The organism is uncultured Dechloromonas sp., assembly GCF_945957265.1.
Lineage (GTDB): Bacteria > Pseudomonadota > Gammaproteobacteria > Burkholderiales > Rhodocyclaceae > Azonexus.
Genome location: NZ_CAMFKO010000004.1, coordinates 104,038 through 126,252, shown reverse-complemented (window position 1 = coordinate 126,252; position 22,215 = coordinate 104,038). Strand labels below are relative to the sequence as shown.

At 59.2% G+C, this 22,215-nt stretch carries 21 protein-coding genes; 20 read left to right on the top strand and 1 reads right to left on the bottom strand.

The window, feature by feature from the left end; all coding sequences use genetic code 11:
* The first annotated feature begins 21 nt into the window (after positions 1 to 21).
* The 11 genes from Q0P59_RS04045 (at position 22) to Q0P59_RS03995 (ending at position 15,083) form a co-directional block, all read left to right on the top strand.
* Positions 22 to 711 carry a tetratricopeptide repeat protein gene (locus tag Q0P59_RS04045; protein WP_295003828.1) on the top strand — a complete coding sequence of 230 codons (690 nt, stop codon included), beginning with the start codon at positions 22 to 24 and terminating at the stop codon, positions 709 to 711.
* A gap of 78 nt (positions 712 to 789) precedes the next feature.
* A complete protein-coding gene (gene tssB / locus Q0P59_RS04040) occupies positions 790 to 1,302 on the top strand; it encodes a type VI secretion system contractile sheath small subunit (protein WP_295003826.1) in 513 nt (170 codons plus the stop codon).
* The gene (gene tssC, locus Q0P59_RS04035; RefSeq protein WP_295003824.1) at positions 1,299 to 2,783 is read left to right on the top strand and encodes a type VI secretion system contractile sheath large subunit; all 1,485 of its coding nucleotides are present in this window, start codon (positions 1,299 to 1,301) and stop codon (positions 2,781 to 2,783) included. The genes tssB and tssC overlap by 4 nt, the downstream gene beginning before the upstream one ends.
* 33 nt (positions 2,784 to 2,816) lie before the next feature.
* Positions 2,817 to 3,353, top strand: coding sequence for a type VI secretion system tube protein Hcp (locus Q0P59_RS04030; RefSeq protein ID WP_295003822.1), 537 nt, complete (start codon positions 2,817 to 2,819; stop codon positions 3,351 to 3,353).
* A gap of 48 nt (positions 3,354 to 3,401) precedes the next feature.
* Complete coding sequence (gene tssE / locus Q0P59_RS04025) at positions 3,402 to 3,878, top strand: type VI secretion system baseplate subunit TssE (protein WP_295003820.1); 477 nt, start codon at positions 3,402 to 3,404, stop codon at positions 3,876 to 3,878.
* Positions 3,878 to 5,710, top strand: a complete 1,833-nt coding sequence (gene tssF / locus Q0P59_RS04020; protein WP_295003818.1) for a type VI secretion system baseplate subunit TssF — start codon at positions 3,878 to 3,880, stop codon at positions 5,708 to 5,710. The genes tssE and tssF overlap by 1 nt, the downstream gene beginning before the upstream one ends.
* On the top strand, positions 5,674 to 6,738 hold the full coding sequence (gene tssG / locus Q0P59_RS04015) for a type VI secretion system baseplate subunit TssG (protein WP_295003816.1): 1,065 nt from the start codon (positions 5,674 to 5,676) through the stop codon (positions 6,736 to 6,738). The genes tssF and tssG overlap by 37 nt, the downstream gene beginning before the upstream one ends.
* Positions 6,739 to 6,751: 13 nt before the next feature.
* Positions 6,752 to 9,448, top strand: coding sequence for a type VI secretion system ATPase TssH (gene tssH / locus Q0P59_RS04010; RefSeq protein ID WP_295003814.1), 2,697 nt, complete (start codon positions 6,752 to 6,754; stop codon positions 9,446 to 9,448).
* Positions 9,449 to 9,528: 80 nt separating this feature from the next.
* Entirely contained in the window at positions 9,529 to 12,420 is a 2,892-nt protein-coding gene (locus Q0P59_RS04005) for a type VI secretion system Vgr family protein (RefSeq protein ID WP_295003812.1), read from the top strand.
* 39 nt (positions 12,421 to 12,459) lie between these two features.
* Complete coding sequence (locus Q0P59_RS04000) at positions 12,460 to 13,944, top strand: hypothetical protein (protein ID WP_295003810.1); 1,485 nt, start codon at positions 12,460 to 12,462, stop codon at positions 13,942 to 13,944.
* Positions 13,945 to 13,994: 50 nt separating this feature from the next.
* Positions 13,995 to 15,083, top strand: a complete 1,089-nt coding sequence (locus tag Q0P59_RS03995; RefSeq protein ID WP_295003808.1) for an SUMF1/EgtB/PvdO family nonheme iron enzyme — start codon at positions 13,995 to 13,997, stop codon at positions 15,081 to 15,083.
* Positions 15,084 to 15,322: 239 nt separating this feature from the next.
* Here the strand turns inward: Q0P59_RS03995 and Q0P59_RS03990 are convergent, their stop codons facing one another.
* Positions 15,323 to 15,595, bottom strand: a complete 273-nt coding sequence (locus Q0P59_RS03990; protein ID WP_295003806.1) for a hypothetical protein — start codon at positions 15,593 to 15,595, stop codon at positions 15,323 to 15,325.
* A gap of 147 nt (positions 15,596 to 15,742) precedes the next feature.
* Between Q0P59_RS03990 and Q0P59_RS03985 the strand changes: the two genes are divergently transcribed.
* The 9 genes from Q0P59_RS03985 to Q0P59_RS03945 all read left to right on the top strand — a co-directional run bounded on the left by Q0P59_RS03985 (position 15,743) and on the right by Q0P59_RS03945 (position 21,782).
* Entirely contained in the window at positions 15,743 to 17,050 is a 1,308-nt protein-coding gene (locus Q0P59_RS03985) for a replication initiation factor domain-containing protein (RefSeq protein ID WP_295003804.1), read from the top strand.
* Positions 17,051 to 17,076: 26 nt separating this feature from the next.
* The gene (locus Q0P59_RS03980; protein WP_295003802.1) at positions 17,077 to 17,373 is read left to right on the top strand and encodes a hypothetical protein; all 297 of its coding nucleotides are present in this window, start codon (positions 17,077 to 17,079) and stop codon (positions 17,371 to 17,373) included.
* Positions 17,374 to 17,377: 4 nt separating this feature from the next.
* A complete protein-coding gene (locus Q0P59_RS03975; RefSeq protein ID WP_295003800.1) occupies positions 17,378 to 17,596 on the top strand; it encodes a hypothetical protein in 219 nt (72 codons plus the stop codon).
* Between the two features lie 193 nt (positions 17,597 to 17,789).
* Complete coding sequence (locus Q0P59_RS03970) at positions 17,790 to 18,092, top strand: hypothetical protein (RefSeq protein ID WP_295003798.1); 303 nt, start codon at positions 17,790 to 17,792, stop codon at positions 18,090 to 18,092.
* A 281-nt stretch (positions 18,093 to 18,373) separates the two neighbouring features.
* Positions 18,374 to 18,517, top strand: coding sequence for a hypothetical protein (locus Q0P59_RS03965; RefSeq protein WP_295003796.1), 144 nt, complete (start codon positions 18,374 to 18,376; stop codon positions 18,515 to 18,517).
* A gap of 64 nt (positions 18,518 to 18,581) precedes the next feature.
* A complete protein-coding gene (locus tag Q0P59_RS03960) occupies positions 18,582 to 18,716 on the top strand; it encodes a hypothetical protein (protein ID WP_295003794.1) in 135 nt (44 codons plus the stop codon).
* A 100-nt stretch (positions 18,717 to 18,816) separates the two neighbouring features.
* The gene (locus Q0P59_RS03955) at positions 18,817 to 20,190 is read left to right on the top strand and encodes a hypothetical protein (RefSeq protein ID WP_295003792.1); all 1,374 of its coding nucleotides are present in this window, start codon (positions 18,817 to 18,819) and stop codon (positions 20,188 to 20,190) included.
* Positions 20,191 to 20,193: 3 nt separating this feature from the next.
* Complete coding sequence (locus Q0P59_RS03950) at positions 20,194 to 20,514, top strand: DUF2523 family protein (protein ID WP_295003790.1); 321 nt, start codon at positions 20,194 to 20,196, stop codon at positions 20,512 to 20,514.
* Positions 20,511 to 21,782: a zonular occludens toxin domain-containing protein gene (locus Q0P59_RS03945; RefSeq protein ID WP_295003788.1), complete on the top strand. Its 1,272-nt coding sequence runs from the start codon at positions 20,511 to 20,513 to the stop codon at positions 21,780 to 21,782. Before Q0P59_RS03950 ends, Q0P59_RS03945 begins: the two co-directional genes overlap by 4 nt.
* The last annotated feature ends 433 nt before the right edge of the window (positions 21,783 to 22,215 follow it).

Below are 22,215 nucleotides of genomic sequence, written 5' to 3'. Positions count from 1 at the left end.
TTGAACATTCCAAAGGCATTAATGTACTATTTCGTCTTTCAACAGGCAAACCATATGGCATCAATTATGCGCTTAGGCATAGCAAGGACAGGAATGCAGCCGCTCAGGAAATCTACTTCCATCATCTTGATTGCTACGGCAATTGTGCTTTCCGGATGCGCATCGAAGAACGCCACAATGTCTCAGGAAGAGTTCTCGACAGCCATGGCGCAGTCGAGCGCGACGGCGGATACATTGCTTGAAAAAGGAAATCGCGAAGAAGCTGTAAAAATATTGAGTGATTTGGCAAAGAAAAATCCCGGACGGAAGGACCCCTGGGTCCGCATGGCCAAAATCCATTTTGACGGTGAAAACTACGCGCAAGCCATCGTGGCCGCCGAAGAGGCGCTGCAGCGCGACAGCGCGGATCGCACCGCCAAGAGCATTCGCGCCGTCGGCGGCCTGCGCGTCGCGGCGCAATCGCTGGCCGACCTGCGCGGCGATGTGGAACTGAAGGGCGACGCCCGTTCCGATGCGGTCGGCTTGGCCAAGGTGATGCGCGAAACGCTGGGTGAGGATGTTCTTGTTCCGCTGGACGACAAGAAGAAAAAGCCCGCGCCCTCGGTCATTCGCCCCAGGCCTGCGGCGGTTGGCGGCCAGCCTTCCGCGGCCCAGCCTTCGGCGGCGAAACCGCAAGCATCGTCCGGCAATCCGTTCGGTGCCCTGAAGTAATCGCATCAATGCAAAACGCGTATTTTTGATTGCATAGACAACTGCTCGTCGATTTCAGTATTTGTTCTGGAGGTTCAAGTGGCAAAAAAGGAAAGTGTTCAGAAGCGCTTGCAGAAGGTTCGTCCGCCGCGCGTTCAATTGACGTACGACGTCGAAATCGGCGACGCGATCGAGGTCAAGGAGCTTCCGTTCGTCGTTGGCGTACTGGGCGATTTCGCGGCTCAGTCGAAGCAGGATCAGGGCAAGGTTCGCGATCGCAAATTCGTCAATGTGGACATGGACAACTTCGACGACGTCATGGCGGGCATGGCGCCGCGCGCTGCCTACCGTGTCAAGAACCGCCTGACCCCCGAGGGGGGCGAGCTGGGCGTCGATATCGAGTTCAGCAAATTCGAGGATTTCCGCCCCGAGTCCGTGGTTCAGCAAGTGGAGCCGCTGCGCAAGCTGCAGGAAGCCCGCGCCAAACTGGCCGACCTGCGCAACAAGCTGGCCGGCAACGAAAAGCTCGAGGACCTGCTCAATGACGTGCTGAACAGCACCGAACAGTTGCAAAGCCTGGGCGGCAAGAAAAGCGAAGGAGAACGCCAGTGAGCCTGCAAACCGCCATCGCCGGAAACGCTGCCGGCGTTCAGGAATCCGGCCTGCTCGACAAGATCATCGAGGAAAGCCGGGTCGCCCAGTCCGAGCAGGAAAAGAACCGTGCCCGCGACATCATCAGCGAACTGGTCAGCCAGGTTCTCGACGGCGAAGTGCTTGTTTCGGAAAACCTCGCCGCATCGCTCGATGCGCGGGTGGCCGAGCTGGATCGCCTGATCTCGGAGCAGCTCAGCGAGGTCATGCATGCGCCCGAGTTCCAGGCGCTCGAAAGCGCCTGGACGGGGCTGCACTACCTGTGCAAGCAGACGTCGACCGGCCAGCAGCTCAAGATCAAGCTGTTCAATGCCGCCAAGCGCGACCTGGTCAAGGATTTCAAGACAGCCATCGATTTCGACCAGAGCGCCCTGTTCAAGAAGGTGTACGAAGAGGAATTCGGCACCTTCGGCGGCGCGCCGTTCGGAACGCTGATCGGCCAGTACGAAATCTCCCGCCAGCCGGAAGACATGTACTTCATCGACCAGATGTCGCACATCGCCGCGGCGGCGCACGCCCCCTTCATCGCCTCGGCGGCACCGCAGCTGTTCGGGCTCGACAGCTATACCGAGCTGGGCCGGCCGCGCGACATGGGCAAGGTGTTCGACACCGTCGAATACGCCAAGTGGAAGTCCTTCCGCGAATCCGAGGACTCGCGCTACGTCGGCCTGGCGCTGCCGCGCTTCCTGGGGCGCCTGCCGTACAACCCGATCGACGGCGAAGTGACCGAGGGTTTCAATTTCGTCGAAGACGTCGACGGCACCGATCACGACAAGTACCTGTGGTGCAACGCGGCCTTCGCCTTTGCCGCCCGACTGACGGCTGCCTTCGAGAACTACGGCTGGTGCGCCGCCATTCGCGGCGTCGAGGGCGGAGGCCTGGTCGAGGACCTGCCGACGCATACCTTCCGCACCGACGACGGCGAGGTGGCGCTCAAGTGCCCGACCGAGGTGGCCATCACCGACCGTCGTGAAAAGGAGCTGAGCGACCTCGGCTTCATTCCGCTGGTGCATTGCAAGAATACCGATTACGCCGCCTTCTTCGGCGCCCAGTCGGCGCAGAAGGCAAAGAAGTACGACACCGATTCGGCCAACGCCAACGCGTCGCTGTCGGCCCAGTTGCAGTACATGTTCGCCGTGTCGCGCATCGCTCACTACATGAAGGCGATGATGCGCGACAAGATCGGCAGCTTCGCCTCGGCATCCAATGTCCAGAACTACCTGCAGCGCTGGATCGACCAGTACGTGACGGCGGACGACTCGGCATCGCAGGAAACCAAGGCGCAATTCCCGTTGCGCGAAGCCTCGGTCGAAGTCAGCGAAGTGCCTGGGCGCCCCGGCGTCTATCGCGCCGTGTCGTTCATTCGTCCGCATTTCCAGCTGGACGAACTGTCCGTCTCGCTCCGTCTGGTGGCCGAATTGCCGCAATCCAGCAAGGGCTAATCGTTTCCCACAACCGTTCCGGAGAATACAGAAATGAAGGATATTTACGTCGAGTTCAAAAGCAGCGACATCAAGGGCGATTCCCGCGATGCCAAGCACAAGGACACCGTCGAGGTTTACAGCTGGGCGCACACCATGCGCCAGCCGAAATCGGCTACCGCCTCTTCCGCGGGGGGGCATACCGCCGAACGCGTCGAGCATGGCGAAATGATCTTCACCAAGGACATCGATGCCTCCAGCCCCAAGCTGTACCAGGCATGCTCGTCCGGCCTGGTGGTCAACGATGTCATCATTTACTTCTATCGCGCCCTGGGTGGTCAGAACAACGCCGGCGGTCCGTCTTCCTCGCAGAACCGCCACCAGTACCTGAAGATCGAACTGAAGAACGCCATTGTTTCCTCGGTTTCGCCGTCGGTGGTCGAGGAGGGGATTCCCAAGGAAAGCTTCGCGCTGAAATATTCGGCGGTGAAGTGGACTTACGATGAACTCGGGGTCGATGGCAAGAAGGGCACCAAGGTCAACATCCAGGGTGCCTGGAACCTGGCCAACAACACGCCGAACCTCACCTGATACCACCTACGTGGAGAACACGGCGGAACCGGCGTTCCGCCGTTTTTCATGAACAAGGGCTTCGAACCATCCCTTTTCGACAAGCTATTCGACGACCAGCCCGTGGGCGCTGTGCGACGCCGCCTGTCGCTTGAACAACTCAAGGATTCGGTGGCCCGCGACCTCGAAGCGCTGCTCAATACCCGCATGGCGCTCGACGAGGCGGCGGCCGAGTCGCTGCCGCTGGTCAGCCGTTCCGTCGCCAGCTTCGGCCTGGCCGATTTTGCCGCGCTCAGCCTGGCCAATGTTCATCATCGGCGGCAGATCTGCACCTCCATCGAATCGGCCATCGCCGCGCACGAACCGCGTTTGCGCGATGTTCGCGTCGACCTGGAATTGCAGCGCAAGACGGTGAACGCCCTCTATTTCTCGATCAATGCCGTTCTGGTCGTCCGCCCGGCCCAGGAGCCCGTCAGTTTCGACGCCCTGCTGACCCCGACCAGCCTGCAATATTCGGTCAGCCGCCAGCGGCGCCCGGGAGCCTGATGGAAGATCTGCTGCCGTACTACGAACGCGAACTGGCCTTCCTGCGCCAGCATTCCCGCCAGTTCGCCGAGCGCTATCCCAAGCTCGCCGCCCAGTTGCTGCTCTCCGGCGAGGGTTGCGACGATCCCCATGTCGAACGGATGATCCAGTCCTTTGCCTTGCTGACGGCACGCGTCTCCAAGAAGCTCGAGGACAGCTACCCGCAGTTCACCGAGGCCTTGCTGAATGTCCTCTATCCGCATTACCTGCGCCCTTTCCCCAGCTGTTCGATCGCCCATGTCGACCATGGCGGCGCGGAGCTGACCTCGGTGACCACGATTCCGCGCGGCACCGAATTGCACTCGCGGCCGATCAAGGGCGCCATCTGCAAATTCCGGACGGCCTGGGATGTCCGGCTGGCGCCGGTCTCGCTGGGGGATTTGCACTTCGATCCGATCGCCCATGCGCCCAGCGAGGTTCGCCTGCCGGTGGGCTGCAATGCCTTGCTGTCGTTTGCGCTGACCTTGCGCGGCTCGGGCCAGGAGGGCGGGATAGGCAAGCTCGACAAATTGCGGGTCTATATCGATGCCGAGCCTTCGGTTGCATCGGCGCTACGCGATGCGCTGTTCCTGCGTCGGCTGAAGGTTTACGCCGCCGGCTCCGACCGGCGTTGGCGGGTAGCCCGCGAGAACCTGATCGGCGCGGTCGGCTTCGGCGAGGATGAGGCGCTCATCGACATGCCGGCCACGACGCATGGCGCCTATCGCTACCTGACCGAGTACTTCTGCTTCCCGGAAAAATTCAATTTCTTCGACATTCATCTCGAAGCAATCCCCTCCAGCCTGCATCACGAGGAAAAACTCGAGCTGCATGTCGCGCTGGGCGACCTGCGCGCCGACAGCGATGCCTCCCGGCTGCTGCAGACGCTGACCTCGCACAACCTGCGTCTGGGTTGCGTGCCCGTGGTCAACCTCTTTCCCCAACGCGGCGATCCGATACGCGTCAATCATCGCCAGACCGGCTATCCGGTGGTGGCCGACAGCCGACGGGCATTCGCCTACGACGTGTATGCCATCGACTCGGTTCGCCGCGTGCGGCAGACGCCGCAAGGCGAATCGATCACCGAGTTCCGCCCCTTCTTTTCCTTGCGCCACGGCGAAACGCCCGAGCGCAACGGCTACTACTGGTATGCCCAGCGCGACCACCTGGTGGCTGAAACGAGCCCGGGCTACGAGACCTCGCTGTCCGTCGTCGATGCCGATTTCGATCCGGTGCAGCCGAAAACCGACGTATTGAGCCTGCAGCTCACCTGCACCAATCGCGACCTGCCCACGCTGATGTCGGTCGGCCTGCCATCCGGCGACCTGTTTCTCGAAGGCGGCTCCAGCGTTCGCTCGATCAAGCTGCTGCGCAAACCGAGCCAGCCCTGCCGCTTCGACCATCGCGGCGATGGCCAATGGCGCATCGTTTCGCACCTGGCGCTGAATCACCTGTCGCTCACCGCGAGTGGGCTGGCTGCGTTTCAGGAAATGCTGGCGCTCTACGATTTGCCGAGAAGCGCAGCCAGCCGCCGCCAGATCGAAGGCGTACTGGCCATTGCCCAGTCGGAAAAAACGGTGTGGATGTCCGGCCAACCCTTCGCCTGCTTCGTGCGCGGCGTCGAAGTCCGGCTCGCCATCGACGAAACGAGCTTCGCCGGTAGCGGCCTCGATGTCTTCGTCCGCTGCATCGACCACTTTCTCGGTCTCTATGTCGGCATGAACAGTTTTATCCAGCTGGTGGTCGTCTCCCAGCGAACCGGAGAGGAATTGATCCGATGCGCACCCCGCAACGGCGACTCGATCCTCCTCTAGTCGACCACAGCCTGCAGGAACCCGAGCGCTACGAGTTCTTCCAGCTCGTTCGCCTCTACGAAATCGTCTTTGCCCGGGATGCGCGCGGGCAGGGCGGCGATGTGGTCAACGAACGCATCCGCTTCCGCAATTCGCTGCGCCTGGGTTTCGCCCCCAGCCAGGTCGATGCCATCGCGCCAACCTATCGCCTCGACGACGAGGGGCTGAACACCGGCGAACTCGAACGGATCGAGCTCACCCCCAGTTTCATGGGCATGCTGGGGATCAACGGCACCTTGCCGATCCACTACACCGAGCAGGTCATCAGCCACACCCGTTTCAAGAAGGATGAATCGGGCCGCGCCTTCCTCGACCTGTTCACCAACCGCGCGGTCGGTCATTTCTACCGTGCCTGGAAAAAATACCGCCTGCCCATCCTGTACGAGACCAATCGCCAGAACCGTTTTCTGCCGCTGGTACTGGCGCTCGGCGGCCTGGGCTTCGACGCACTGCGCGAACGCCTGAGCGCAGCCCCGGGCGCCATCGACGATGAGTCGATTGCCTGGCTGACCGGCTTGCTCCGCCAGCGGCCGCTTTCAGCCGAGGCCCTGCAGCGGGTACTCGGCGCGTATTTCCGCGAAGCCGTGCGGATCGAACAGTTCGTCGGCCACTGGTATGTCGTGCCGGGCGAGCAGCGTAGTTGCCTGGGCAGCCGAAACGCCACGCTGGGCGGCAATGCCTTGGTCGGCGAACGCGTCTGGCAGCGCAATTTGCGCGTCCGCATCCACATCGGACCGCTGCGCCATGCCCGCTACATGGACTTTCTCCCCAAGGGCGAACTGGCGGCGGCTCTCGAAAAGATTCTCTCGCTGGCGACCGGCGGCCAGTTCGAATACGAAATCAGGCCCATCCTGCGCGCCGAAGACGTCAAACCCGCGACCCTGGGCGGCAGCGGCGGCTGCCGCCTGGGCTACGACAGTTTCATGCTGAGCCGACCGGCCGGACAGGACCGCGCCGACACCGCCTATCTCACCCATTTCATTCAATAGACAGACCATCGCGATGAGCACCTCCCTGAAGACCCTGATCAGCAAACTCAACACCACCTGCCGCCAGGCTGCCGAGCGTGCGGCCAGCCTGTGCATGGCGCGGGGCAACTACGAGGTCGATCTTGAACATTTGCTGCTGGCGATACTCGAAAACCAGGGTACGGATCTGCTGCTCATCGCCCAACGCAACGGCATCAGCCCGACCGGCCTGGAGCGTGAGCTGGATCAGGAAATCGCTCGCTTCAAGAACGGCAACACGCGGACCCCGGTGTTTTCGACGCACATCCTCAAGCTGCTCGAACAAGCCTGGCTGATCGCCTCGCTGGATGCACGCCTGCCGCGCATCCGTTCCGGCCACCTGCTGCTGGCCCTGCTCACCGAACCGGAGCTGTCGCAGCTGGCCTTCCGCGGCGCCAAGCTGTTGGCCAAGGTACGACTCGACGAACTCAAGCACAATTTCGACAAGCTCACCGAAGGCTCCGCCGAGGCCGCCGAAGTAGCCGGCCTGAGCGCCGCGCAGGAAGGCGGGGAGGGCGACGACCCCTTGCTCGCCGCTTCTCCTCAAGGCGGCAAGACGCCGGCCCTCGACCAATTCACCACCAACCTGACGCAGCGTGCCCGTGACGGCAAGGTCGATCCGGTCATCGGCCGCGATGCCGAAATCCGCCAGGTCATCGACATCCTGATGCGGCGGCGCCAGAACAACCCCATCCTCACCGGCGAAGCGGGCGTCGGCAAGACCGCCGTGGTCGAAGGGCTGGCCCTGCGCATCGCCCAGGATGACGTACCACCACCCTTGCTCGGCGTCGAGCTGCACACGCTGGACATGGGGCTGCTGCAGGCCAGCGCGAGCGTCAAGGGCGAGTTCGAGAACCGCCTGAAAAACGTCATCGACGAGGTCAAGAAAAGCCCGAAACCGATCATCCTGTTCATCGACGAAGCGCACACCATGATCGGGGCAGGGGGGCAATCCGGCCAGAACGATGCCGCCAACCTGCTCAAGCCGGCCCTGGCCCGGGGCGAGCTGCGCACCGTCGCGGCGACGACCTGGGCCGAATACAAGAAATATTTCGAGAAGGATGCCGCGCTGGCCCGCCGCTTCCAGGTCGTCAAGGTCGAGGAGCCGAGCGAAACCCTGGCCTCGGCCATGCTGCGCGGCATGGTGCCGCTGATGGAAAAGCACTTCGGCATCCGCGTGCTCGACGAAGCCATCACCGAAGCCGTCCGCCTGTCGCACCGCTACATCAGCGGCCGCCAGCTGCCTGACAAGGCGATCAGCGTGCTCGACACCGCCTGCGCCAAGGTCGCGCTCGGACAAAGCGCAACGCCCGCCCTGATCGACGAGGCCGACAAGCGCCTGCTGCGCGAAACAGCCGAGCTCGCCGCACTGGAACGCGAGGCTGCCAGCGGCGCCTGGCACGACGTGCGGATCAAGGAACTGAAATCGCAGATTGCTGCCATCGAATCCGATCTTGCGCTTTTCAGGGGCCGTTTCGATCAGGAAAAATCCCTGGTCAGCCGCATTCTTGAACTGCGCAGCCAGCTCGAAGGCGGCGAAGCGGCCGAGGCGGCCCCGAAAGCAAAGGCCAGGGCCGCCAAAAAGCCGGCCGGCAACGGCACCGGCAATCCGGAACTCGACAAGGCCCTGACGCAACTGCGCGAGCTGCAGGGCGAATCCCCGATGGTGCCGCTGCAGGTCGACGGCCTGGTTGTCGCCGAGATCATTGCGGCATGGACCGGCATTCCGCTCGGCAAGATGGTCAAGAACGAAATCGCCACCGTCCTCAACCTCAAGCCGCTGCTTCAGGAGCGGGTGATCGGCCAGGATCATGCGCTGGAAGCCGTCGCCCAACGGGTGCGCACCGCCCGTGCCAATCTCGAGGACCCGAACAAGCCCAAGGGCGTCTTCCTCTTCGTCGGTCCCTCCGGTGTCGGCAAGACCGAGACCGCGCTGGCGCTGGCCGACATCCTCTACGGCGGCGAACGCAAGCTCGTCACCATCAACATGAGCGAGTACCAGGAAGCGCACAGCGTTTCCGGCCTCAAGGGCTCGCCGCCGGGCTACGTCGGCTACGGCGAGGGCGGCGTGCTGACCGAAGCCGTACGCCGCAATCCCTACAGCGTGGTGCTGCTCGACGAAGTCGAAAAGGCGCATCCCGACGTTCTCGAACTGTTCTTCCAGGTCTTCGACAAGGGCGTCCTCGACGATGCCGAAGGGCGAGAAATCGATTTCCGCAACACCCTCATCATTCTCACCAGCAATGTCGGCTCGAGTCAGATCATGCAAGCCTGCCTCAACCGGCCGGACGGGGAAATGCCGGCCGCGGACGATCTCGCCGACGCCCTGCGCCCGGTTCTGTTCAAGTCCTTCAAGCCGGCCTTCCTCGGCCGCATGAAGGTCGTGCCCTACTACCCGATTTCCGATGACGTGCTGGTCAGCATCATCGAGCTCAAGCTCGGTCGCATCCGTGCGCGCATTGCCGCCAATCACAAGGCCGATTTCGCTTGGGACGACAAGCTGGTCGACGCCGTGCTTGGCCGGTGCACCGAAGTCGATTCCGGTGCCCGCAACGTCGACCACATCCTCAACGGAACCCTGCTGCCGGAGATAGCCGAAACCGTGCTTGCCCGCATGGCCGAAGGCGCAGCGGTCGAACGCATCAGGGTCAGCGCCGGCAAGGGTGGCGAATTCAAGTACAGCATCAAATAAACAGGGCAGGGAGGTCACATGTTCAAGATGAGCCATACCGGTTTCACCCACCGCGTCTCCCGCCAAAGGCAGACAAGACCATGAATACGCCTCTCGCTTTCCTCTCTGGCGGCGCCGGCTGGCAGCAGACCGACCGGCTGCTGACCCTGAGCACCCCGGCCGGTCCCGATGCGCTGCTGGCCGAAAACATTCGCATCGACGAAGCCCTCGGCCCGGTGAGCGAACACGCCGGCTACCGCATCGAACTGACGGCCCTTTCGTCCAACGCCCACCTCTCGCTGACCGCCTTGCTCGGCCAAGCCGCCCGCCTCGACCTGCAAACCGCCGCCTCGCGCACGCTGCCCCGACCTTTCCACGGCCACATCACGCGCATCACCCGCGACGGCTCGGACGGTGGCTTCGCCCGCTACCGCCTGGTCATCGAACCCTGGCTTGCCTTCCTCGGCCACACCCGGGACAACTACCTCTTCCAGGACAAGAGCGTCATCGACATCGTCGACGAGCTCTTTTCCGACTGGAAAGAGCAGGGCAAGCTCGTTCCCGCCTGGCGCTGGCAACTCGCCGACCCGGCTGCCTACCCCAAGCGCGGCATGACCGTGCAGTATCGCGAAAGCGATCTCGCCTTCCTCAAGCGCCTGCTCGCCGAAGAAGGCCTGTTCTGCTGGTTCGAACATCGCGCCGACATGGGCGAAACCCTGGGCAGCCACACCCTGGTCATCGCCGATGCCAACAGCGCCTTTACCTCGAACCCGCAACCTCGCATCCGTTTCACCCAGGCCGGCGCCGCGCTCGCCGAAGACTCCCTGGATCGCTGGCACGGCCTGCGCCAACTCGATACCACGGAAACCCACGCCGCCAGTTGGGATTACCGCAGCCTCTCCGCCCGACCGCAAAGCGCCCTCAGCGCAATCGACAGCGGCCCGACCCTCAAGACCGCCGCCTGGCACGACCCCGGCCAATACGCCTGGCAAAACAACGCCCACGGCGAACGCATGTTGCTCAACCAGCGTCAGGCCATCGATGCCCGGCTGAAACAATTCGACGGCCAGGGCACCGTGCGCAGCGCGGCACCCGGTACCACCTTCACGCTCGCCGACCACCCCGAACACGACCGGGACGATCCGGAACAACGCCACTTCCTGATCACCGCCGTCACCCATGAAGCCCGTGCCGCGCTCAAGACGATCGGGAACGCCCAGGGCGCGGCAGAGCAGGGCAGCCCCAAGGTCGACTACTACCGCAACGCCCTCACCGCCATCCGCGCCGGCATCCCCTGGAAGCCGCTGATGAACGACAGCCACGGTCGCGCCATCCATCCCCGCCCCACCGCCAGCGGGACCCTCACCGCCATTGTCGTCGGGGGGGGCAACCCCACCCACACCGACCGCGACGGTCGCGTCCGCGTCCAGTTTTCCTGGCAACGTGGTGCCGACGCCAGTAGCCGGCACGACCACCCGACTGGGAGCAACAATGCTCCGGCCAATGCCAGCCTCGGCGTCTGGCTGCGCGTCATGACCCCGGTCGCCGGTGCCAACTGGGGCGGCCATCTCGTCCCCCGGCCCGGGCAGGAAGTCCTCGTCGCTTTCCAGAACGGCAACATTGACCGCCCCATCATCGTCGGCACCGCCTACAACGGCAGCGGCAATCCCGACGCCCCGGGCAACCGGATCGCCGGCGGCGCCCAGCAAACCAGCGCCAACGCCCCGGCCTTCTTCGCCGGCAAGGAAGACAGCGCCCACACCCATCAGGCCAGCCTATCGGGCATCAAGAGCCAGCAACTCTCGACCAGCAAAACCGGGCAGGGCGGTTACAACCAGCTCGTCTTCGACGACACCCCGGGCGAATCCCGTATCGAACTCGGCACCACCCAATACAAAAGCAGCCTGCAACTGGGTCACCTCAAGCAGCAAACCGACAACGCCAGACTAGCCAACCGCGGTCACGGTGGTGAACTCAACACACAGGCCAGCCTGGCGCTACGCGCCGGCCACGGCCTCCTGCTCAGCGCCGATGCAAGAGCCAACGCCTCAGGCGCCCACCTCGACAGCCGCGAACCCATCGCCCAGATCCAGGCTGCACACAGCCTCAGCCGCAGCCTGGCCGATGTCGCTCACAAGCAGAACGCCGGCCTGAAGGCCGACCCGCAGGCCGACAAGCTTCCCGCCATCGACAGCCAGAAACAGGCCGAAGCGACGATGAGCGCCATCGCCACCCATGGTGCCAACAACGCAGGGCAGGGCGACGGCATCAAGGCCACCCTGGGCGGCACGGGCAGCGTCCCCGCCTGGTCCCAACCCCGGCTCCAGTTCGCCGCCCCTGCCGGCATCGCCCTGGTCACCCCCGAACACCAGATTCTCGCCGCCGGCAAGCATCTCACCATCGCCACCGGGCACGACACCAACCTCATCGCCCAGGGCCACCACAGCCTTGCCGTCAAGGACGGTCTGGCACTCTTCACCGTCGGCAAGGCCAGCGACCCACAAAAACCCAACCAGGAAACCGGCATCCATCTGCACGCCGCCAGCGGCGCGGTCAGCGTGCAAAGCCAGGGCGGCAAGACGATGGCAGCGGCGGACAGGAAAGTGACCATAGCCAGTACCACCGGCAAACTCACAGCCAGCGCCAAGCAGAAAATCCTCGCTACTGCGCAAGGGGCTTACCTAAAGATCGAGGGCGGGAATATCGAACTGCATGCGCCGGGGAAGGTGGAGTTCAAGGCGAGCAAGAAGGATTGGGCGGGGCCGGCCAGCGCCTCGGCGGAGGGAGTTAGTTTCCCGAAATCGAAAGACCTCTACGACGAACAGTTCGTCATCCGCGATGAAAAAACCCAGGAATCCATTGCCGGGGCTCCCTACCGGATCGTTGATGGTGCGGGCAAGGTGCTATTCCAGGGTGTGGCCGACGAGAAAGGCCAAACTGCCCGCCTGACTTTCGGCAAGGCAGAAAAGCTCAAATTGCTGTGGGGCAAATAAGCCGTACACCGCCAATCAAACATCGACCGAGAAAAAATCATGTCCTACGGAGCTAGCGCACCGGAACTCAAAAGCGGAACTGCCAATACCTGCCAAGGTAGCCAGGAACAGGCTTGCATAGCGCCCGAACCCAACGCCTACCTTCGCCTCGACACCGGCGAAGTGATCGGCGTTCCGTCCAGCGACGCGACGGCGCTCAACAACGAGTTCGACAGATGGAACCGGCTGATCCACGAACAGCTACTCGCCAACGAAGTCCTCGCTGTTTGCGACGCCCGCCTCGAAGCGATCGCCCGTGAGTTGGCAATGCACGACAAGAGTGTCCCGGAAGCAGCCCGCCTGACCGGCAAGCGCAACAAGGCCAAACGCGCCCGCAAGATCGATGTCGGCGGGCAGGGCGATGACTGGAAGAACACGGCAGGCGTCGCCGCCGAAGTGAATCTCTTTGCTGGCGCCAAGGGCGGGCTCGAACTCAAGGGCAGCCTGCAATGGCGCAACCCGCACAACGAAAAGAAGGCGTTCGAGGCGATGGCCAGCATCGCCCCGGAAATACAAGGTCAGGCTGGCATCGGCGCCTCAGCCAAACTGATGGTCGACTACGTGGACGGCGTCTTCCGGGTCACAGCCCATGCCGGCATCTGCTTTGGCGTCGGGGCCGAAGGCACGGTCAGCTTCGCGGTCAACGTCAAACAACTGGCGAGCTTCATCTACTGGCTGTACTACAACCTGCTCAATGTGGGGTTCAGGAATTTGGTGATCATTTCCAGGCGTGGGTTTGAGGCGTTTCAGCACCTCACTTATTTGCTGGTTTGCCAGGGGAAGAAGGTGGAGGAGTATTTCCTGAAGACAACAGAGCGTTTGAAGGATCTGTTCGACAAGGCCGAAGAACGCTATGAACACGCCCAAGCCTCCCACGATCTCGGCAAACGCATTCTCACCAACCCGAATCAAACCCGTTTCAGCCCGCCGGAAAGCAAGGGCATCCTGATCTATCAGCTCACTCGCCACGGTAAGGAGAGTTTCGCCGTCGAGCCGGGCCTGGGCAGCGGCTATCTGCGCACGCAAAAGGGCGCCGTGCTTGCCATCCTGCGTCAGACGCAGTTGAAGGCCGACATCGAGAACGTGATCCAGCATATTGGGCCAAAGGGTGCCAAGGGGAGTTTCAGCGCCAATCTGGAGAAACTGAAAGAGTTCTTCAGCGTGGAAGGTCCGGGCGGATTGGATTTCCCTGGCAAGACGACGCAGGAGGGCGAACTTCAGGACATCTTGAAACGTGCGGGTTTAGCCGGCCGGCAACTTTCGGCGGCACGACAATCGGCGGGCGGCGAGGTCGACCAGATCGCGATGAATGGCGATTTCGCGGGCTGGTACGACACGGTGACCGGTACGCTCAAGGAAGAGTCGACGCGGGGTTATGTGGCGGTGGCGAACAACTCGATGGAATACGCACTGCAACGGGATAGGGATCGAGATCATCCGTTATTTGCCTCGGCGGAGGGCGGGTTCTATTCGTCGATGGCGTAATCGTGCAAGCGTACAATCCCCGGTTATTCAGTTTGGTTATTCGGAAACCCATGCTTACTTCACATATTTCGTTCCGCCTCTTGATCTTGACGGCACTGGTGGCCACTGCCATGCCAGCCGGCGCAACACCCGATTTCTCGGCCCTGCCGCGTACCGAGTCGCCGAACCTGAAGCTGGTCAAGCCGCCGGCCAATCCCAAGGTGTTCAATGAACACATGCCAGATGCACAGGTCGAGAAATTGCCGATTCCCAAACAGCCGGAGAAACTGACCGCCGCCTTGCTCGATCTGGAAAAGGGCAGCATCGAGGAACGGGTTGCCAAGCTGAAGAAAAAGGCCATTGCCGATCTGGTTTATGTGCGTGGCGGTTCCTTCATGCGCGGCGATTTCGCCAAGATCGCCGGCATTGGTGCGGCGCTGACCGCCAGCATGGATGACAAGGTGGTCAAGGAAATCACGCTGAGCAATTTCTGGATGGGCAAATACAAGATCACCTATGCCGAGTTCGATGTGTTTACGGATGCGACGGGGAGGCAGCGAACAGGTACAGAACGTAAAGGAAAAGGCCGCCATCTGTTGATTCCCGCCGGTGCCTACTGGCAGGAAGCCAAGGACTATTGTCTGTGGCTGGGGCAGGTTACCGGCTACCCCTTTGATCTACCGACCGAAGCGCAGTGGGAATACGCGGCGCGGAGTCGCGGGCAGTTCTTTGCGACAGCGACGGATGATGGGAATCTGGACTACGGGCGCAATTCACCGCATGACATTCAATCAAAGGCAATTTCTGAAAGCTATGCCCAAACAGCGGATAGACGTTATCCAATCGCTTTGTACCCTCCCAATCCATTGGGTCTTTACGATATGGCGTATATGACATGGGAGTGGACGAACGACTGGTATGCCGAAGATGCCTATGAAACGGCCAGCAAGATTGATCCCTTAGGCTCAGTGTCGGGCAAGGAAAAGGTGATACGAAGCTGGTCTATTTGGAATGGTCAAATTCTCGGGACGAGTATTTGGCGAAAAACAAAAGTCCCGATCCCTTTAACGCAAGATCTAAATGACGAGTATGTGCCAGCTTACACATACAACTCCCCAACCCTTCGCTGCGTCATCAATACCGTACAGGCCAGACAATAAACAGCGGTACTTCAGAGGTCTTGTCTTGCCTTGCGGCGAACCGGACCTGCACGACAAGCCCCTCGTAGTCGATTGCAACAAAAAACGGATCATCAAATGAAGGAACGGGAAAAATTTGTAAAACGGGGCGTTTTCAGGGGGAATGAAAAAATCGACTATTTGTGAAGCTTTGATTACTTTGATAAGCGCATAATTCGCACTACCTAAACAGCTAGCTAGTAGCCGTTTTTTTCATCAGATCAAGCAGCGGTGCGGTTTCTAAGGGCATCAATGATGCTTCTCTCCTTGTCGCATTTCGCGCGTTCGCGATAAAGGGCAAGCAGCCAGTCAACGGAATCAAACCCGGCTAATTCGCATAGAAAAAGCACCTTTTCAGGTGATAAAGGCAGCATTTCTTTTCGGTATTTCGTCATTGTCGGTGTTTTGACCTCGAGTAGCTGCGCCACTCTATAGTCAGAAATACCGCCCTGTGCCTCTTTGAAGGCGTCTATCAAGTCCGTGGAAAGTGACATTTTCATTCCCCAATGAATTCTTCACTTTGAGGGTAGACATATAGTTAGCTAGTTACAAGATGTCCTATGTAGCTAGTTGCATACCTTGCTAGCTAGGTATTTAATCCGCCCGTCACCCGGCGTTTCCGGGTCTAACGGGGGTAGCAAATGGCACGCAAGTCACACGGTCTTGAAATGACGCCTGAGCAATTCGGCGCATTTGGCCGTTGCACCTCCGAACAAATCACATCCGTTTTTGATCCCTGCTCTGATATTGCCGCTCGCCTCGTTGAAGCAGAAAAGCGGAAGGCGGAAGGGCAGGCCGCGGGGGGGTCCCCGCTTGCGGGGGGGCACCGCGGATGCCTTCCCCCCCCAGCTAACAGGGGGGGAAAGTACCCGGAAGGCTCTGACCTGGTTAAGTTGGTCCTTGAGGACGGGAAAATCAAAGAAGTCCTTAAGCGTCGTGGTTACGGTGGTTCCTCCGCCTTGGTAGATTGGATCAATTTCACGGTCGGTGTGGAAACCTTCGAAAACGACGATTGCACCATTTCCCCCGATACGATTCTTCACGAGTCGGAAAAGCTCGTTCCGGTCACGCCTGACGAAATCATGATCTGTATTTCCCGTCGTCTTCAGGGAATTATTGGCTACGGTGTGTCCTCGATGCTCGGATACGGCCAACATTTCTACGATCAGAGCTATACGCTCGGCGATGGTTGGGGAACAGTCTCCGTTGGCGGTCAGAACCAAACCGTTCTGGTCAGTCTTTCCGGCAAGGGCATTGCTGCGGCCAAAGACGGCTGGGAACTGCGCCTAAAAACCTTTCTCGAACAATCCCAGCGTGCGCGGATAACGCGCCTTGACCTTGCGCATGATGACTACATCGGTGCGATGTACTCCGTCGATAAAGCCGACCAGGACCATACCGATGGTCTTTACAACTGTGGTGGTCGCAACCCGCGTTGCGAATATCGCGGTGACTGGAAAAACCCGGACGGTAAAGGTCGTTCCTTCTATGTCGGCAATCGTAAGAACGGCAAATTCTGTCGCGTCTATGAAAAGGGCAGGGAACTAGGCTCTCCATCCTCAGACTGGGTGCGCGTCGAGGTTGAATTCAAATCCGTCGATCGCGTAATTCCCTTCGATGCCCTGATCCGTCCAGGTGAATACCTCGCGGCTGCCTATCCGGCCTTCGGCTGGATTGCCGAACATCAGGAACGCATTCTGACAACGCAAAAGGAAACCCAGGCCGGCGTTTCTCAGGCCATCAAATGGATGCGTCACCAGTGTGGCGCATACGTTCACCACCTCGTCCAGCTGCTCGGCGTTGATGACTTCATTACCAAAGTCTCACGCGATGACAAGGAACCCAAGTTTATGAAGCTGCCGCATCACGGGCTAGCGCCGGCTTCGATTCATCAAGTCCGTTATCAACCACCACCGGTCAACCTTAGCGCGGCTGCGACCGCCTGGTAAGAGCCGAAAACAAAGGAGTAATACAAATGCAAGTCAAGGCAGAACTGCTGATTCTCGGTGCCAAGTCCTTCAAGGGCGATGTTGAAGGCAAGGCATACGATTCCACCACGCTGTTCGTGGTCATGGATGTTTCCGAACGCGGTGGTAATTCCGTCGGGCAAAACGTGGTCGAAATGAAGTTCGGTACCTCGGACGAATTCAACAAGCTCAAAGGCTTGCCGTTCCCCCTCAAGGCTGAGCTGGGCTTGAACCTGACCACCAAGGGTTACGAAGTCAACGGCTTCCGTGCTCTGCCTCAGTCGGCCAAACCGGCGGGCGTGTAAGGCGATGGCCCTGCTCGATGTTGTCCCGGTGTTCGTTGTCCAGGATCGCGAGAGTGGGGCGTTTATCGACATCAATATGACCTTTGTCTCCAGCCTGCGTCACGCGGCCAGGTCGGCAAATCGAACGGTGGCTCATGAGTCGATGAACTGCGCAATTCTGGATGGCCTTCTCTCCTGTCCTGACGGGTACGAAGTCCATATGTTCTACGAAGAAGTGAATTGAGTTTCGCATGCGAAACAAAGGAGACGGAAATGCTTGAAAAACTGGATCGGTGGTTCGGTGACGTGCTCGGGGATGTCCTCGATCTGTTCTCCGAAGTCGAATAAATAAGCAAAAAAAACCCGGCGCCATGTTGGGCCGGGTTTGTAAAGGTTTCCAGTCAGCTGAGGCAAGCCCCGGCACGAAAGGAACACAAATGAAATCTAAATTTAATCTGTTCGGCTTTGAATTTCAAGTTAACCGGCCTGTTCGTTATGGCATTGCGTTTGACTATGAAGGCATGGATGAACCTGACGATGAGCCGGTCTGGGAATCGAAATCAGCTTTCTATACAGCGGCTGTTCTCCGTGGGTGGATGAAAGCGCGCCGGTTGGCAAAGCTGTATCAGGTTCCTGTGACTTACGTGATTTTTCGGTTTGATATCGGCCTTATTCGCCTCACGCAAGTTCGTAGTGGAACCATCCGCATCAAGAAATCAGTCGCATTTTTTGCTCGTTAATCCAATTTAAATAACCTCTTCGCCGGGGCTTGGCCTCAGTTGATTGAAATGCAAATTGAAATTTTGAACATCCGAAAAAGCCCCCATGGGTATCCCATTGGGTACGGAAAAGTAGGGGAACGCTACGGTGAAGTCTGGCTGGATCGTTCCGTAACGCAACCTGGGCTGTATGAGTTGCGCACCCGGTTGAGTGTTAAGGCGGGTCGGTTCGTGGTCGAACTCCAGGCTGGCCCGGTTATTTAGAACAAATTGTTTCGCATGCGAAACAGAAAGGTGAAGCGATGACGCCGGCAGATTACGCCCTGTTGGGGATTGATGCGCAAAGCATTTTGTATGTGTGGTCTTGGGGCTTTGGCTCGGTGGTGTCGTTTCACTTCCTTGGTTACTGCGTCGGTGTGGCAAAACAAGCCATCCGGCAAATGTAAGGCCCGAACTGGGCAAGCGTGCTGGCGCTATCCAGTGAAACTTATCCTTGAAAGGGGTAAAAAAATGGCTGCAATCTTCGCCGCTGTCGACTTCTCTACCGTTGCAACCTGGGTGGGTACTGCTGGTGTCGCGATCATCGGTATCGCGATGGCCTTCAAGGGCATCTCCCTGGGCAAGCGTGGTGTGAAGGCGGCCTAACCATGGCTACGGGGGCGCTTCTCGCATTGTTCTGGGTTGCCGTGGCTTTGCTTGGGGCGCTCTCCGCTGGTGCATTTCTCAAAGGGTGGGGGGGCAGGGCATGAGGCTGCTCGTCTATCTTGCGCTTGGGCTTTGCTTGGGCGCTTCATCTGTTTTAGCGTTTGCGGGCACATATAATGCATCCGTTGTCAGCTGGAATGCGAGTGCGACATATGGTAAGGCATCGGCGGAAGTGGCGTGTTCGGCTGAATTATCTCGATTGCAGGCGCTTAATGTTTACAAGGATAGCGTATCAAGAGGTGCGGACCAGTTTTCAAAGTCCAATGTGGCATATCCTGAGAATGATACGGCGGTGTGTTATTGGTGGAACAATACTTTTAACGTTCGTAATGGATCAGCTCCCGGCGTAAATGGGGTTTGGGGGTGTCCAAATGGTGGTGCTCTGAGTGTTGTGAATGGTGTTAATACATGTACAAAGGCTTGTACCCCCCCTCTGTCGTTACAGGCCGATGGAAGCTGTTCCTGCGGTGCGGGGCGGCATCTTGATTCGGCAACGAATACATGCGTCCCCGATGACAAGTGCGCTGCATCTAAAGGTAAAGAAAACTCGGGGTGGGTAGTTCGTGGTTCTGGTGGATATGGCGGTACTGTCTGTATTGACGGTTGCAACTGGCAACAGGTGGCTTCAATGGATCTTTCCAATCCTCAAGATGAACGCATCGGCAAAGATGGTCGAGTTTGGGGGCCCGTGTCGCAAACCGGACTCGGTACAGCCTGCAGCGCCGGAACGGCTGATCAGGGTCAGCCTGATCAAAATAACAAGCAAGCAAAGAAGCCGAATTGTGATGCCGGGCAGGGTGTCATGACGTCGTCTTCAGGTAAGGTGCTTTGTGTTCCTGAAGGTACGCCGGATGCACGCAAGCCCGATGTTCAGAAGAAAACTCAGGTAGAGAAATATCCTGATAACACTACAAAAACCACTGAATCTACGACGACAACAGACCCCCAGACTAACGCCAAAGAGACCGTAACTAATACTACGACCACCGGTGGTTCATCGGGCTCGGCGGGGACGACTCAGACCAACACGAGTGATAGCGGTAATACCGGGACGGGTGGCAAAGATGGTTCGTGTACCGGTGATGAATGTACCGACAACGCTAAGGCGGGCAAATTCGGTGAGTATGGCAAGCTGTGGGATCGTAAATATCCCGATGGTCTGGAAAAGGTCGTAAAGGACAAAGTTGCCGAAATGAAGAATACGGCGATTTTCCGATTGGCCAATGACCTCGCGCCACAAGGCATCGGGAATGGTGGCACCTGTCCTGCCTGGACATTTAACGCCAATATTGGTCCCAAGATGAACTTTGGTAGTGGCAGCTATGCGCCGCCCTGCTGGCTCTGGACGGCGCTTCGTGCCGTGTTCCTTGTAACTGCGCTTCTGCTGGCGCGTCGTCTGATCTTCGGGGGCTGATACATGCAAGCCATCATTGATACCATTGTTGCGTTTGGCGATTGGCTGCTTGGGCTGGTCAAGAAGGTTTTTGAGGCCGTTTGGGACTTCGTTCAGGACGGCATTTGTTGGGCCTTCGATAAGCTGCTGTCGGCTGCGGTCAGCCTGATCGGTGGTGTTGATACCTCCGGTGTTTCCCAGGTTGGCGCATGGGGAACGCTTCCTAGCGAAATCTTGAACATCCTCGGCCTGCTCGGTTTCGGTCAGTGCATGGGCATCATTGCGGCGGCCATCGCCATCCGGCTTGGTCTGCAGCTCATTCCGTTTGTGAGACTCGGTTCGTGATAAACCTGCTCCTGGGCGCTTCCGGTTCAGGCAAAAGCTACGAAGCGGTCGCTTTCCATATTCTGACGGCGGTTCAGCGTGGCCGTAAGGTCATTACGAACATGCCCTTGAATATGGAAGCCTGGGCCAAGCTTGATCCCGGCTATCCTGACCTCATTGATCTGCGCAAGCGGGCGCAACCCGTGCGTGGATCGTGGGAACCGACGCGGGAGCAAGGTGCTTTTAATGTCCGCCCGGAGGATGAATGGACTTACCCGGATGTGGTCGCTAGGCCGTTTGCTGGGGTCTGGGACTATTACACCGAATGGAAACATCCGGAAACGGGGCAGGGTCCGTTATTCGTTGTGGATGAAGCTCAGAACTGCATACCATCCAAAAAGACTGAAACGGCTGTTGAGGAGTGGGTTGCGCTGCATCGTCATTGGACGGTCGATGTTCTCTATCTCACGCAAAGCTATGGCAAGTTGTCGCAAGCGATCCGTGAGAATGTCCAGATGGTCTATCGCTGCCGTAAAAAGGTGGCATGGGGTCAGCCGGATAAGTACATTCGCAAAGTTCAGGATGGTCTTCGCGGTGAGGTGATGAACGAAGGGGAGCGTAAATATGAATCCAAATATTTCGGTCTCTACAAATCGCATACTCAAGGTGGTAGCGGTAATGAAGCCAGCGCCGACGATGTTCGGCCATGGTGGAAACATTGGTCATTCATGGGTGCTGCCGCTTGTCTGCTCTTCGTCGTCGGCATGTTTGCCTTCGGGCCGGCCAAGGTCAATCCGTTGTCCAATGGGATCAAGAAAGATTCCAAGCTTGAAGCCGGTGTCAAGCCGGTATCGGTTGTCGAAACTGTCGAAATAAACGGCAAGATCGTCAAACAGGTATCCAAGGATACGGCGCAAGAAGAAGCCGATAAGGCCCAGCGCCAGGCTGATGAAAATAGCCATCCCTACGCCGGGCGCGGTATTCATGTTGTTGGCACGTGGATAATCGGCAAAACCAAGAAGGCGCTTTTTGCCATTAGTCAGAACGGTCAGCGGGTCAGCGATACGACGAGCGTTGACTTGGAGTTGGCGGGATATAAGCTTGATGTCACCGCGCCGTGCGTCGTCAAGGTAACGTATGGTCAGTGGTCCAAGTGGGCAATTTGTGATGCGCCACAAATCGCTGTGGTTCCGGCTGGATCGCCGGAATCCGGTGGCCAGCTAACGAAGAAATCGACTGCAGAGCCGCCGTCCCTGGTCGAGTCGGCCAAAACAATAACCAGCGGATAAAACGTTTTCGCATGCGAAACAAAACGGCGTGGCGTTAAAATGCCTTCATCATGCGTCGGGGTGGATTGATGTTTAAGATTATTGGATTGTGTGTATTGGCGTTGTTTTCCCTGGCATCGATGGCCGATGCCTATCGATGTAATGAGGGTGGCAAGGTCGTCATAACGAATACGCCGTGTGAAACGTCCAGGGTAAGTCGTTCGGATCATCCTCCGGCAGAGTCGGTGTATCAGGCCCAGTCGGATTTGGAACGACAACGCGGTTACCTGGTTCAGCGTTCTAGCGAACAAAGGGAAGACAGGCGGGCGTTTCAGCGTCACGCCGATGAGGTCGATAAGATGTATCCTCAGGTGCCTGAAACGGTTGTCTCGTCCTCTGGTATAACCATTCGTGGCTGTGGTAATGGGGGTTCATGCCCGACCACGACAACCAG

Bases quoted from the DNA above. Each gene is read 5' to 3' on its own strand.
- Q0P59_RS04045 (WP_295003828.1), top strand. From the start codon at position 22: ATGTACTATTTCGTCTTTCAACAGGCAAACCATATGGCATCAATTATG.
- Q0P59_RS03975 (WP_295003800.1), top strand. From the start codon at position 17,378: ATGGCCCTGCTCGATGTTGTCCCGGTGTTCGTTGTCCAGGATCGCGAG.
- tssG (WP_295003816.1), top strand. From the start codon at position 5,674: ATGCGCACCCCGCAACGGCGACTCGATCCTCCTCTAGTCGACCACAGC.
- tssF (WP_295003818.1), top strand. From the start codon at position 3,878: ATGGAAGATCTGCTGCCGTACTACGAACGCGAACTGGCCTTCCTGCGC.
- Q0P59_RS03970 (WP_295003798.1), top strand. From the start codon at position 17,790: ATGAAATCTAAATTTAATCTGTTCGGCTTTGAATTTCAAGTTAACCGG.
- Q0P59_RS03990 (WP_295003806.1), bottom strand. From the start codon at position 15,595: ATGTCACTTTCCACGGACTTGATAGACGCCTTCAAAGAGGCACAGGGC.
- Q0P59_RS03980 (WP_295003802.1), top strand. From the start codon at position 17,077: ATGCAAGTCAAGGCAGAACTGCTGATTCTCGGTGCCAAGTCCTTCAAG.
- Q0P59_RS04000 (WP_295003810.1), top strand. From the start codon at position 12,460: ATGTCCTACGGAGCTAGCGCACCGGAACTCAAAAGCGGAACTGCCAAT.
- tssE (WP_295003820.1), top strand. From the start codon at position 3,402: ATGAACAAGGGCTTCGAACCATCCCTTTTCGACAAGCTATTCGACGAC.
- Q0P59_RS04005 (WP_295003812.1), top strand. From the start codon at position 9,529: ATGAATACGCCTCTCGCTTTCCTCTCTGGCGGCGCCGGCTGGCAGCAG.
- Q0P59_RS03985 (WP_295003804.1), top strand. From the start codon at position 15,743: ATGGCACGCAAGTCACACGGTCTTGAAATGACGCCTGAGCAATTCGGC.
- Q0P59_RS03965 (WP_295003796.1), top strand. From the start codon at position 18,374: ATGACGCCGGCAGATTACGCCCTGTTGGGGATTGATGCGCAAAGCATT.
- Q0P59_RS03960 (WP_295003794.1), top strand. From the start codon at position 18,582: ATGGCTGCAATCTTCGCCGCTGTCGACTTCTCTACCGTTGCAACCTGG.
- tssH (WP_295003814.1), top strand. From the start codon at position 6,752: ATGAGCACCTCCCTGAAGACCCTGATCAGCAAACTCAACACCACCTGC.
- Q0P59_RS03950 (WP_295003790.1), top strand. From the start codon at position 20,194: ATGCAAGCCATCATTGATACCATTGTTGCGTTTGGCGATTGGCTGCTT.
- Q0P59_RS03955 (WP_295003792.1), top strand. From the start codon at position 18,817: ATGAGGCTGCTCGTCTATCTTGCGCTTGGGCTTTGCTTGGGCGCTTCA.
- Q0P59_RS03995 (WP_295003808.1), top strand. From the start codon at position 13,995: ATGCTTACTTCACATATTTCGTTCCGCCTCTTGATCTTGACGGCACTG.
- Q0P59_RS04030 (WP_295003822.1), top strand. From the start codon at position 2,817: ATGAAGGATATTTACGTCGAGTTCAAAAGCAGCGACATCAAGGGCGAT.